The sequence below is a fragment of the Hymenobacter daecheongensis DSM 21074 genome (genome assembly GCF_900141805.1).
Taxonomy (GTDB): domain Bacteria; phylum Bacteroidota; class Bacteroidia; order Cytophagales; family Hymenobacteraceae; genus Hymenobacter; species Hymenobacter daecheongensis.
This window is the reverse complement of the sequence record NZ_FQYN01000006.1, coordinates 161,631-173,478: the sequence shown is the minus strand read 5'-3', so window position 1 is coordinate 173,478 and position 11,848 is coordinate 161,631. Positions and strand designations below refer to the sequence as shown.

The window sequence follows — 11,848 nt, the reverse complement described above, 5'->3', positions numbered from 1 at the left end:
TTCGCGGCAAAAAGCCCTAACTTGCTGACCAGTTTTGCTTTCAACCTTCCCCTTTTCAGTGGCTTACTTCACTTCTTCTACCCGCTTCGCCGCGCCGCTTGCCTCCGCGCTGGGCCTGGTGCTTTCCCTTTCTCTGGCCGGCTGCGGCACCCGCACCGATGGCGAAACCGCCGATGCTAAAGCCACTGCCGAAACGACTGCCGCCGCGGCTCCGGCCCCGGTTGATTCCGTGAAGCTCAAGCAGCTGGCCATGCGCCGCGACTCACTCCGCGCCGACTCCATCGTGAAGAAAAGCGGGCAGCTGCCGGGTGCTATTCTGCCGGGCCACCGCATTGTGGCCTTCTATGGCAATATCCGCTCGAAGGGTATGGGTATTCTGGGTCGCGAGCCGAAGGATCAGATGTTCCGCAAGTTTGATAAGGTGCTGGCCGAGTGGCAGGCTGCCGACCCAGGCTTGCCGGTGCAGGCCGCCATTCACAACGTGACCATCACGGCTCAGGGCACGCCCGGCAAAGACGGCAAGTGGCGCCTGATGAACTCCAAAGCCACCATTGAGGAAGTGCGCAAGTGGGCCAAAGAGCACAACTGCATTCTGTTTCTGGACGTGCAGCCCGGCCACAGCACCCTGCAGGCTGAGCTGCCCAAGCTGGAAGAATACCTGAAGGACCCCACTATCCACCTCGGCATCGACCCCGAGTTTTCGCTGGCTACCATGCCCGGCGTGCGCCCCAACCAGCGCATCGGCACCCTCGATGCCAAGGACATCAACTTCGCCGTGAGTTTCCTGGCCCGCATCGTGAGCGAAAACAACCTGCCGCCCAAAGTCTTGACGGTGCACCGCTTCACCCGGAAAATGGTGACTAACTACAAAAACATCAAGCTCGACCCGCGGGTGCAGATTGTGATGCACATGGACGGCCACGGCGAGCCCACGCTGAAAAAGGACTCGTACCACGACTACATCCAGACCGAGCCCGTGCAGTATACCGGCTTCAAGCTGTTCTACGAGTACGACCCAAAACCCAAGCCGCACCACCTGATGACTCCAAAAGAGGTCATTGCCCTCACGCCAGCCCCGCTGTACATTCAGTATCAGTAAGCTAGCTGCTGCTTTGGCACGAACAAAAAAAGGACGCTGATCAAATCAGCGTCCTTTTTTTGTTCGTTTATTCGAGGTAAAAACCCCGGCAGCCGGGACTAGAACAGCAACCAGCGGCGGTGCTTTTTGGCGGCTTTTTCAACCGGGGCCTGCTCGCGGGGCACCAGCGTTACGTTCTGCAGCGAAGTGCCTTTCACCTGCACTTCGTCGTCGGCGTAGCCGCCGTAGCCATACTGCAGCTTCGTGGGCTTGCCGGCCGGCAACACCATAGCGTACTGGCCCTGGGCATTGGTGCTCACACCGCGGCCCGAGAGCTTATCGAGCACGGTGGCTCCTACCAGCGGGCGGCCGTTTTCGTCCAGAATGCGGCCGCGCACGGTCATCATGCGCATACCAGCTGCGCTGCTGGCCTCGGCGGCGACGGGGGCAGCAGCAGCTTCCAGCGTAGCGGGCGCAGTAGCCGGCAGATTCTCGGTGGGCAGGTTGGTGGCGGCCATAGAAGCACCGGCTATCAGGGCCACTCCGGCTACCATGGCGGCAGCCCGCTGCCGCAGCCGCTTGGGCTCGGTGCGCATCAGCTCAAACTGCCGGCTCACCCAACCCACGGGGCGCACTTGCTCGCCCTGCTGCTTCATCTCGTAGAAGCGGCTGAGCGTGTCGTCGGCCAGGTGGCGGTTGGTTTTAAGGTACTGGTCTACGGCCGCGATGTTCTGGCGCGACAGGTCGCCACGCAGGTACGCGTCGCGGTAGACGGGTAGCAGGTTTCCCGAAGCGGGATCGAAGGGAGAAGCTGTCAACTTCATAAGAAAGAGGCTTGAAATGGTGAAAAAAGGACAAAGCGCGGCCTGACGCACGCAAAAAGCGGGGCGCTGAGCCAGTTGAAAACAAGACACGTGTAATTACTCCCCGGCCCTACGCCCGGCTGCCGTATTGCCGGCAGGATAGATAAGGGGAAGGAGTAGCGGAGCCCGACGCAACCGCGCCGGGCCGTGAGAAAGCCGCTTACTTGAGCAGATCCGACTGCTGACGGAGCACGTCGCGGGCAATAGCTAGGTTCGTGTCGCGCGAGTTCACCACCAGATAGATAAACTTCTTGCCGTCGCCGATCAGATTGATCAGGTGAATCTGGTTGGTGAGGGTGATGAGGATGTCATCGATTCTTTCGCCCTGTAGCTTGAGGGCCGCCATGGCCTTTTGCTTCTGCTTCACCACTTCGGTGTTGTAAGCGGCAGCTGTTTCGGGGTTCAGCGAGGGCACGTTGGAGTGCGAAGCCAGCGCCATACCCGACTGCGCATCAACGATGGCAATGGCCAGCAGCTGGGGCAAATCGTCGATGATGTTCTGGATAGCCTGACCAGCGGAGTTGTTAGTAGAGTAAGCCATTTTGCAAAGGGTGTAAGAAAGTATGTTGAGAGAAAAAATTCAAATGAATCAGGTGCTGTGCGCCTGAAGGACGGCCCTGGCAATGGCCAGATTGGTATCGTGGCTGTTCACCGCCAGATAGAGCACTTCCTGCTCGTTGTGGCTGATGCGCAGCAGGTGCAGCTGTTCGCGCAGGGTGATGAGGATATCCTCGATTTTTTCACCCTGCAACTGCAATGCCTCCAGGGCCCGGCGCTTCTGGCGCACCACTTCGGCGTTGTAGGGAGCCGCTTTGGCCGGCGAAAGGCCTGCTACGCTGCTGAAAGAGGCCAAAGCCTCGCCCCGCTCCAGATCGATAACCGCAACGGCTAACAATTCCGGCAACTCGGCCCGCAGTGCCGCTACCGTAGCCTCCGCCTTCTGCCGGTTCCCTTTACTGGGTGTGGCAGCAGGCGTAGCCAGTGCTTGCAGACGACTGAGAAAGGGCAGATTCATAGGAGGAAACGAAGCCAGTATTACTATAGTGAGGTGTAATACGGAAGCAAATTTACTTTGTTTAACTTTTTTAACTAATTTGTTAAACGTCTTTACTGATCTTATTAGATGAACAGAACTATTTGACCGACGGAGGGAAGCAAACCCCTGCTCAAACAGATAACTCAGGCTTGGAATTTTTACAAAAACTACCCTACTTTATTATATATATTGATTGACAATTATTTCATCTTGGCCTGCTTTATCATTTCTATTGACCGAAAACGATTCCGGTAGCAAAACCGGCTCTGTTAAATTGGGATAGAGCGTCTTATGTTAAAAGTTATACTTTCAACGTTAATAGCAAAGCAACAGGTTTTGCATTCGTCCCTGCGCAGCTTGCCCTTAATGAATTAAGATGTTTTAGGATAATTCTACTATTTTTGCTTCTGTTCTTCAATTTTCATTCATGTCATATATCCTTCGGGCTGCGTTTTTGCTCCCCGCAGCTCTTGTAGCATCTTCCGGCCTACTGGCTCAAAATCCTGAGCTGCCGCCTGCGCATCTCACACCTAAAAACATCATTAAAATAGCACCGCTGGGCTGGGTGCATGGGCAAATGCCCTTTTCCGTAGAGTCGCGGGTGGGGTATGAGCGGGTGGTGAGCCGGCAGGGCAGCGTGGCGGGCAGCTACTCGTATCTGGGCACTAACTACCCGTTCAATTTCATCGGCAGCTTCGCGCTCAGCGCTGCCATCAGCTCGGCCTTCACGCTGGCCGGGCACCCCAGCGTGTACTGGACCGATGTGCGGATCCGCACGCAGGGCTACCGCTACCAGCTGCAGTACCGGCACTACCTAAGCGCCACCAAGCCCGCCCCGGAAGGCTTCTACCTAGCCCCGCACTTCTCCTACACCAAGGCCGACTACGATATTCGCCTGAAGGATTTCGACACGCAGGTGACCATCAACACAACCAACCGCAACTACAATCTGCTGCTGGGCTTTCAGCACATTCTGGGCCGGCACTTCGTCATCGATGCCTTCACCGGCCTGGGCTACCGCGACAAAACCACCAAAAGCTTCGACCAGAATGGCAAGCTGCTGGAAGCCCTGCCCAAAGGCACCCGCCTCAAGCTCTCCTCAGGCCTGAATCTGGGCTGGGGGTTTTGATGGTGAGTTAGTGATTTAGTGATTTAGCGAGTTTACTGTTCTGGCTGGGCGAAATACGCATTTTGCGCAACTAGAACGGCAAACTCACTAACTCGCTAAATCACTAACTCACCGCTAGTGCGCCGCGTTCAGGTCGATTTTCTCGCCGCGCTTGGCGCGTTTGATGAGGAGGACGAGGGGGAGGCAGGCCAGGAAAAACAGGCCCAGCATGGAAAACACCTGGGCGTAGGTGATGATGGAAACCTGCTTCATCAGAATGCCTTCGAGGGCGGCGTAGGCCTGCTGGCGGGCCTGCTCGGCGGAGAAGCCGCGGGCCATGAAGTTTTGGGTGAAAGCCTGGATGCGCTGCACGGTTTCGGGGTCGTAGAGCGAGATATTGGGCAGCATGGCCCCGCGGTTCTGGTGGATGCTACGCTCGAGAATGGTGCCCACGATGGCCACCCCAAACGAGCCGCCGAGCTGGCGGATCATGCCGGTGAGGCCGGCGGCCTGGCCGGCATCTTTGCCCTGCAGGCCCGCCAACGACATGGTGGTGATGGGCAGGAAGATGAGGCCCAGGGCCACGCCGCGCACCATCAGGGGCCAGAAAAAGTCGCCTTCGCCGGCGGTGGGCGAAATGGTACGGCTCATCCAGAAGGTGAACACAACGAAAATGGCGAACCCCGCCGGAATCATGAACTTCTGGGGCACGCCGCGCTGCAGCATCTTCCCGATAACGGGCATCATGAAGCCCGAGGCCAACGCGCCGGGCAGCAGCAGCAGCCCGGTTTGGGCGGCCGTGAAGCCCAGAATGCGCTGGGTGAAGATGGGGAAGATGAACACCGAGGCAAACAGCCCGAAGCCCAGAATAAACGACAGAAACGCGCCTACGGCCAGGTTGCGGCTCTTGCCCAGCACCCGCAGATCCACGATGGGCTGCGCGGCCGTCAGCTCGCGCCAGATGAAGCCGATGAGGCCGCCGACGGCCAGGAAGGTGAAGAGCAGAATGGTCGAATCTTCGAACCAGTCTTTGCTCTCGCCCTGCTCCAGCACAAACTGCAAAGAGCCCACCCCCAGAATCAGCAGCCCGATACCGGCCCAGTCGATTTCGCGCAGGGGCCGCGGAATGGCGTTTTTGATGCGCTCCGGGTCGCGGATGAAGAGCAGGGTGAAGATGGAAGCCAGCACGCCCACGGGCACGTTCACGTAGAAAATCCAGGGCCAGCCCAGGTTGCTATCCACAATATAGCCGCCCAGCGTGGGGCCGATGGTGGGACCAATAATAACGCCCATGCCGAACAGCGCCTGCCCGAGGGCCAGCTGCCGGGGCGGAAAAGTATCAATCAGGATGGCCTGCGAGGTAGCCATGAGGGCTCCGCCGCCCACGCCCTGAATGAAGCGGAACGCCACCAGCTCCCATATGTTGGTGCTTTGGCCGCAGGCAATGGAGGCCAGCGTGAAAATGACCACCGACACGAAGTAGTAGTTGCGCCGCCCGAACTGCTCGGCCAGAAAGCCCGTCATCGGAATCACAATGACGTTGGCAATGCCGTAGGAGGCCACCACCCAGCTCACCTCCTGCTGCGTAGCCGAGAGGTTGCCCATCATCTGCGTCAGGGCCACGTTCACGATGCTGGTATCAATAAGCTCCAGCAAACAGCACAGCACCACTGTGACGACGATAATCCACTTGGTAAATCCGGTTTCCATGTAGTGAGTTAGTGACTTAGTGATTTAGTGAGTTGATTTGGCGACCATATATCAACCTCACTCCTACTTTTTTATGGAAGCAGCTACTGATAAGCGAGCAACCTTCAATGAGTTGCTGCGGGTGCGCACCAAAAATGCTTCGTTGCGAGTGATTCGCCTTTTTCAACAGCTTCCCCACACTGGTGAGGCTAATATTCTGGGGAGACAGATGCTGCGCTCGGCTACATCCGTTGCCGCGAATTACCGCGCTGCCTGTCGGGGCCGTTCTGCGGCCGAATGGTACTCCAAGCTCTGCATCTGCATTGAAGAAGCAGACGAAACATTATTCTGGCTAGAGCTGCTAGGCGACGCGAATATCGTCTCGAAAACCCGCCTACAGGGGCTAGAGCAGGAATATCTCGAAATCGTATCTATCCTTGCCAAAGCCCGCAAAAGTGCCAAAGCGTGACGGTGAAATGGTGATCTAGTGAGTTTGCTGTTAAGGCTGCGCCAGTGGCGCATTTGGCACAGTCATAACAGCAAACTCACTAAATCACTAAATCACCGCTACTTCACTTTAACAGTCGCTACCACGCTCATGCCGGCGCGGAGGGGGTGTTCGGGGTCGGGTTGGGTGAGGGCGATTTTGACGGGGACGCGCTGGGTTACTTTCACGAAGTTGCCGCTGGCGTTGTCGGGGGGGAGCAGGGCGAAGCGGGCACCGGTGGCGGCCGAGAGCGACTCGACGCGGCCCTCAAACTCTACGTTCGGGTAGGCATCTACCTCTACCGTCACGGGCTGGCCCACTTTCATGGTGGCGAGCTGGGTTTCCTTGAAGTTGGCTACAATCCAGGTTTTGTCGCTGGCTACCAGACCCATCAGCTGCTGACCGGGGCTGATTACCTGGCCGGGCTGCACGTTTTTCTTGCTCACAATGCCGTTGGCGGGCGCTACCAGCGTGGTGTAGCTGAGCTGCAGGCGGGCGTTGTCGAGGTCGGCCTGGCGCTGCTTCACCACGGCCTGAGCCACGGCAATCTGCTGCTGGGCGGCGGCCACCTGCTGGCGGGCCACATTCACCTGGTTGGCCGCCGTGGCGCGCTGGGCACTGGTGGCCTTCAGGTTAGCCTGCACCGCGTCCAGGTCGCTCTGTGGAATGATGTCTTCCTTGCGCAGAAACTGGCTGCGCTTCAGGTCTTTCTGCAGCTTGGCGCGGGTAGCATCGCTCACCCCGATGGTAGACTGGGCCGAGCCTACCGTAGCCTGGGCCGTGCCCACAGCGGCGCGGGCCGCCACCACATTGGCTTCGGCAGCGGCCAGCGCGGCTTCGGCGGCATTCACGCGCTGCTGCTGGTCGGCGGGGTCCAGCATTACCAGCACGTCGCCTTTTTTCACCGGCTGGTTGTCCTGCACTTTCACTTCCAGCACCGGGCCGCCCACGCGGGGCAGCACCGGATACACGTCGCCTTCTACCTGCGCGTCGTCGGTTTCCTCGTGGGTCTGGCCAAACTGGTAGCGCTGCCAGCCATAGTAGCCGCCCACCAGCAGCACCAGGGCCAGAATGACGAAAATAATGGGCCGGCGCGAACGGCCAGCGGGCTGCTCGGCCTGCTCCGGCTCAGCGGCATAGGTCTGATTGGGTGCTACGGCCGGATCTTGATGAACGGGGGTTGCCATATCGGGAAGTGGTTGGAGTCGAAGTGGGAGTGTCGAAATGAAAACAAAGAAAAACGCTGCCCGTCAGGCAGATACACGGTATTCGTCGGCCGGGGCCGGACTGGGTTTTACGAGCAGCGTGGCGCAGGGGGCGGTACGCACCACGGCCTCGGCGGTGCTGCCCATCAGAAAGCGCGTCAGGCCGGTTTGGCCGTGGGCCCCTATCACAATCAGGTTGGCGCGGCAGGCGCGGGCTTCGGCCACTATCTCGGCGGCCGCCTGGCCCGGCCGCACCACCGTAGTCACCCGCGCCCCGGCCTGCTCGGCCCCGGCGCGGTAGGCTGCCAGCTGCGTCCCGGCCGGCAGCACCGGAGCCGCCAGCGCGGGCTGGCTTTCCTGCACGTGCAGCAGCCGCAGCTCGGCGCCCGAAGCCACCGCCAGCGCCGCCGCATACGACACCTGCTCCGCTGAAGCCAGCGAAAAATCAAGCGGACACAAAACGGTAGTGAGGGTCATGTGGTGAGATAGTGAATTGGTGAAATGGTGAGTTTGATGTTCTGGCGGCGCACATGGCGCAAGTGGCGCAGTTTGAACATCAAACTCACCATCTCACCAGTTCACTATCTCACTATTTCACCATATCTGCGCGCCGATGGCGCGTTTCAGCTGGTATTGGCCGAGGGTGTAGTTGTAGATGGCCTGCAGGCGGGCCAGGCGGGCCTGGGCCAGCGAGGTTTCGGCATCGAGCACGTCGAGGTTGGTGCCTACGTCGTAGCGGTAGCGGGCTTTGGCGCGGGTGAGGGCATCGGTGGCCTGCGCAATCTGCACCACGGCATTGTCGTAGCGGGCCGCCCCCGATTCCAGGTTGTTGGCTGCCTGCCGCACGTCGGCCCGGATCTGCTCCTGCGTGTCCTGAATGCGGGCCTGCGAGCCGCGAATATTGGCCAGAGCCTCCACGCGCTGGTTTTTGTTCTTGTTGCCGTCATAAATCGGCACCGAAAGCTGCACCACGCCCACCGAGTTGGGGCGGAATCGGTCGAGGTTAGGCAGGTAGCCGTTTTTGCCGCCCACCTGCGCGCCTACGCCCAGCAGGGGCATATTGGCCCGCTCAATCAGCTTCAGGTTCAGGTTGGCCGTGTTTTCCGCGTCGCGGGCCAGCTTCACTTCGGGCCGGTTTTCGATGGCTTGGGCCAGCGCCGCCGCCACATCCACGGTCTGCGGCTCGTAGGCAAACGTGCCGCGCACCGGCACCCCCGCCGACTCGGGCCGGTGCAGGTAGCGGGCCAGCTGCACCTGCTGGTTGCGGAGCTGGTTTTCGAGGTCGATTTTGGTGTTTTGGGCCTGCGTGATGCGCACCTGCGTAGTCGTCACGTCGAACTTGGTGCTCACGCCGCCTTCCACCCGCTTCTCCATTTCGCGCTGATGCTGCTTGAGCGAGGCAATCTGGGCGTTCTGCACCTTGATGCTTTCGCGCACAAACAGAATATTGTAGTACACCTGCGCCGCCGAGTAAGCCAGGTCGCGGCGCGTCACCGTTATCTGGTCCAGGGCCGTCAGGCGGCGGCTTTCGGCCAGGTTGTAGGTGGCTTCCTTCTTGCCAAAATCGAGCAGGCCGTATTGCAGCGTGATATGCGCGTCGTAGTTGTTGTTGGGGGCCAGCTGGAAGCCGGGCGCTTCCGGGTTCAGCTGTATCTTCACCACTGGGTCGATGCGGGTGTAGGTGGCCGTGCCGGTAATCTGGGGCAGAAAGCCGCCGCGGCTTTGCGTCACGCGGCTGGTGGCGGCATTCACTTCTTCCTCCAGCGTCGTGATGGCCGGGTTGGCCTCCAGCACCGAGCGGATGGTGCCATCCAGCGACAGGGAGTCGGAGATGACGCTCCCCTGCTGAGCGTGGGCCGCGCCGCTCAGCAGCAGGCCCGCAGCCACGAGCGGAACGGAAATTTTTGGTCGGGAAAGCATGGTGTCGGGTAACATGATGGTGCCGACGCTTTACCTAATCGTGTGCCAGGGCAATAAAACCGGATTTAAATTTTCAAAAACAGCCTTAGCATGCTCTAAACGAATATTATTTTGCAAACTATTCTCGGCGCAACAAAAGTCTCCCCGCTCGGTTTTGCTTAAATAACAGGAATACCTCTTTTTAAGTCCTGTTATTTAAGGAATAATCTGCCATGCCGAACCAGGAAGAGTCGCTGCTGCTGTACTTGAACGAAGCCATTGCCACCACGCGCAGCAAGGAGCCGCTGTTCCGAATCGTGACCGAAAAGCTCCGGCTGATTTTCCCCTTCGATGTTATCCTCATCGTCACCGTCGATGGCGAGGGAAACTACCGGCGCGTGCTGCTGCGCGACTACGTGAGCGACCTGGCCACCGCCCCGGAACCGCACCAGCCCCAGCGCACTGCCATTGCCGGCACGCCCATCGAGCAGTTCGTGACCGATGCCCGCGTCAGGACGCTGCCCCTGGCTGGGCTGCGCCACGAATACCCCGCTTTCAGCATGTTCCAGTTTCTGCACAAGCTGGGCATCGAATGCCTCACGGCCGTGCCGCTGCGCACCGGCGGGCAGGTTATCGGGCTGCTGGCGCTGGCCTCGCGCCGCTCGCCCGACTTCGGCGCTTCCGATCTGGCTCTGCTCGAAAAGATCGGCAGCCTGGTGGCCGTGGCGGTCAGCAATACGCTGGCGTTTGAGGAAGTGGAGCGCCGCGAGCGGGAAAAAACCATGCAGCTGGCTGTCAATAATGCCCTGCTCAGCATCAAGGAGCGCACGGAGCTGTTTCGCACCGTGGCCACCGAGCTGAACCGCGTGCTGCCCTGCGACTTTTTCGGGGTGCGCGTGCAGCAGCGCCAAGGCCTGGTGAAGTCGTTTGCCGAGTTTGCCAAGCAGCCCGACGGCACCTTCGTGCTGCTCGAAAGCACCCGCTGGGACCACCTGCCCCACTACGAGGCCATGCAGGCCGAAGCCTTCGAGCTGTTCTTTCAGCCCGCCATCTACAACGGCCCCGACTACGACCGGCTGGCCGAAAAATACCGCCTCATCCGCCACATTCGGGCCCAGCACGGCACACGCTCCATCATGGCCGCGCCCCTGGGCACCACCAACGACCAGGCCGCTGCGCTGGTGCTGGCCCGCCACAAGGGCGAAGATTTTCAGCCCGCCGACCTGGAGCTGCTCATGAGCCTGGCCCCCCAGATTGCGCTGGCCATGCGCAATCTGTTTGCCTTCGAACAGATCGAAACGCTGCGCACCCAGCTGGAGCAGGAGCGCACCTACCTCATCGACGAGATAAACACGACCGGCAACTTCGAGGATTTCGTGGGTCAGAGCGCCGTGATGCAGCAGGTGCAGACGCGCATTGCGCAGGTGGCCCCCACCGATACCACGGTGCTCATCGGGGGCGAAACCGGCACCGGCAAGGAGCTGGCAGCCAGGGCCCTGCACAATCTCTCGCCGCGCAAAGACCGGGCGCTCATCAAGCTCAACTGCGCCGCCCTGCCCGCCCAATTGATTGAAAGTGAGCTGTTCGGGCACGAGAAAGGCGCGTTTACCGGGGCCCACGACCGGCGCATCGGCAAGTTTGAGCTGGCCGATGGCGGCACTATTTTTCTGGATGAAATCGGGGAGCTGCCGCTCGATCTGCAGGCCAAGCTGCTGCGGGTGCTGCAGGAAAAGGAGTTCGAGCGCATCGGCGGCCGGCGCGTCATTCACACCGACGTGCGCGTGATTGCCGCCACCAACCGCGTACTGGAAGACGAAGTGGCCGCCGGCCGCTTCCGCGCCGATTTGTATTACCGCCTCAACGTATTCCCCATCCGGCTGCCCGCCCTGCGCGAGCGGCCCGAGGACATTGAGCCGCTGATGCGCCACTTCCTGGAGCGCTTCACCAAGCAGCTGGCCCGGCCCGTGCGCGGCCTGCGCGAGCGGGACCTGCGGGCCATGCAGCAATACGGCTGGCCGGGCAATATCCGGGAGCTGGAGCACGTGCTCCAACAGGCCGTTATCGTGTCGTCGGGGCCGTTTCTGGAGTTTGCGGGCTTCTCGGCGGCCACCGCGCAGGCTGCCCCCGCCCCGCCCGAGCACGCCCCGCTCAAAACCCTGCGCGAGCAGGAGCGCGACCATATTCTGGCCGCCCTGCACCGCACCGCCGGCCGCGTCAGCGGCCCCCATGGCGCGGCCGTACTGCTGGATATCAACCCCAAAACCCTGGAAGCCCGCATGAAAAAGCTGGGCATCCGGCGCACGGTGGTGGGGGAGTGAAGGCCTATTTTGACGGTGGTCGATGGGAAAAGAACGTCATGCTGAGCTTGTCGAAGCATCTCTACCTCTTCGTTGTATTGGGATTGATTACCCCCGGTAGAGATGCTTCGACAAGCTCAGCATGACGTTCTATTGGCCTCCCCTACTCCTTGCCACCACCCTACG

Annotated in this window: 11 protein-coding genes; 4 read left to right on the top strand and 7 right to left on the bottom strand. The window is 60.2% G+C overall.

The genetic code is table 11. The features are described 5' to 3' along the window. Nucleotides 1-58: 58 nt before the first annotated feature. Nucleotides 59-1,099, top strand: a complete 1,041-nt coding sequence (locus tag BUB62_RS12890; RefSeq protein WP_200799928.1) for an SGNH/GDSL hydrolase family protein — start codon at nucleotides 59-61, stop codon at nucleotides 1,097-1,099. A gap of 98 nt (nucleotides 1,100-1,197) precedes the next feature. Here BUB62_RS12890 and BUB62_RS12885 read toward each other — a convergent pair whose 3' ends face one another. The 3 genes from BUB62_RS12885 to BUB62_RS12875 form a co-directional block, all read right to left on the bottom strand. Beyond that, a complete protein-coding gene (locus BUB62_RS12885) occupies nucleotides 1,198-1,896 on the bottom strand; it encodes a carboxypeptidase-like regulatory domain-containing protein (RefSeq protein WP_200799927.1) in 699 nt (232 codons plus the stop codon). A 205-nt stretch (nucleotides 1,897-2,101) separates the two neighbouring features. Beyond that, nucleotides 2,102-2,482, bottom strand: coding sequence for a hypothetical protein (locus BUB62_RS12880; protein WP_073110664.1), 381 nt, complete (start codon nucleotides 2,480-2,482; stop codon nucleotides 2,102-2,104). Between the two features lie 48 nt (nucleotides 2,483-2,530). After that, entirely contained in the window at nucleotides 2,531-2,956 is a 426-nt protein-coding gene (locus tag BUB62_RS12875) for a hypothetical protein (RefSeq protein WP_234988690.1), read from the bottom strand. A 598-nt stretch (nucleotides 2,957-3,554) separates the two neighbouring features. On the opposite strand from BUB62_RS12875, the gene BUB62_RS12870 reads away from it, so the two are divergent. After that, nucleotides 3,555-4,106 carry a DUF3575 domain-containing protein gene (locus BUB62_RS12870; RefSeq protein ID WP_143164154.1) on the top strand — a complete coding sequence of 184 codons (552 nt, stop codon included), beginning with the start codon at nucleotides 3,555-3,557 and terminating at the stop codon, nucleotides 4,104-4,106. A 114-nt stretch (nucleotides 4,107-4,220) separates the two neighbouring features. On the opposite strand, the gene BUB62_RS12865 is transcribed toward BUB62_RS12870, so the two are convergent. Beyond that, nucleotides 4,221-5,795 (bottom strand): DHA2 family efflux MFS transporter permease subunit, encoded by a 1,575-nt coding sequence (locus BUB62_RS12865; RefSeq protein ID WP_073110660.1) that lies wholly within the window; start codon nucleotides 5,793-5,795, stop codon nucleotides 4,221-4,223. Nucleotides 5,796-5,868: 73 nt separating this feature from the next. Between BUB62_RS12865 and BUB62_RS12860 the strand changes: the two genes are divergently transcribed. Continuing rightward, nucleotides 5,869-6,243 carry a four helix bundle protein gene (locus tag BUB62_RS12860; RefSeq protein WP_073110659.1) on the top strand — a complete coding sequence of 125 codons (375 nt, stop codon included), beginning with the start codon at nucleotides 5,869-5,871 and terminating at the stop codon, nucleotides 6,241-6,243. Nucleotides 6,244-6,341: 98 nt separating this feature from the next. Here BUB62_RS12860 and BUB62_RS12855 read toward each other — a convergent pair whose 3' ends face one another. The 3 genes from BUB62_RS12855 to BUB62_RS12845 form a co-directional block, all read right to left on the bottom strand. Then, a complete protein-coding gene (locus BUB62_RS12855) occupies nucleotides 6,342-7,448 on the bottom strand; it encodes an HlyD family secretion protein (protein WP_073110657.1) in 1,107 nt (368 codons plus the stop codon). A 63-nt stretch (nucleotides 7,449-7,511) separates the two neighbouring features. Beyond that, on the bottom strand, nucleotides 7,512-7,943 hold the full coding sequence (locus tag BUB62_RS12850; protein ID WP_073110655.1) for a universal stress protein: 432 nt from the start codon (nucleotides 7,941-7,943) through the stop codon (nucleotides 7,512-7,514). 117 nt (nucleotides 7,944-8,060) lie between these two features. Next, nucleotides 8,061-9,386, bottom strand: coding sequence for a TolC family protein (locus BUB62_RS12845; RefSeq protein WP_159437465.1), 1,326 nt, complete (start codon nucleotides 9,384-9,386; stop codon nucleotides 8,061-8,063). 212 nt (nucleotides 9,387-9,598) lie between these two features. On the opposite strand from BUB62_RS12845, the gene BUB62_RS12840 reads away from it, so the two are divergent. After that, nucleotides 9,599-11,683, top strand: a complete 2,085-nt coding sequence (locus BUB62_RS12840) for a sigma-54-dependent Fis family transcriptional regulator (RefSeq protein ID WP_073110652.1) — start codon at nucleotides 9,599-9,601, stop codon at nucleotides 11,681-11,683. The last annotated feature ends 165 nt before the right edge of the window (nucleotides 11,684-11,848 follow it).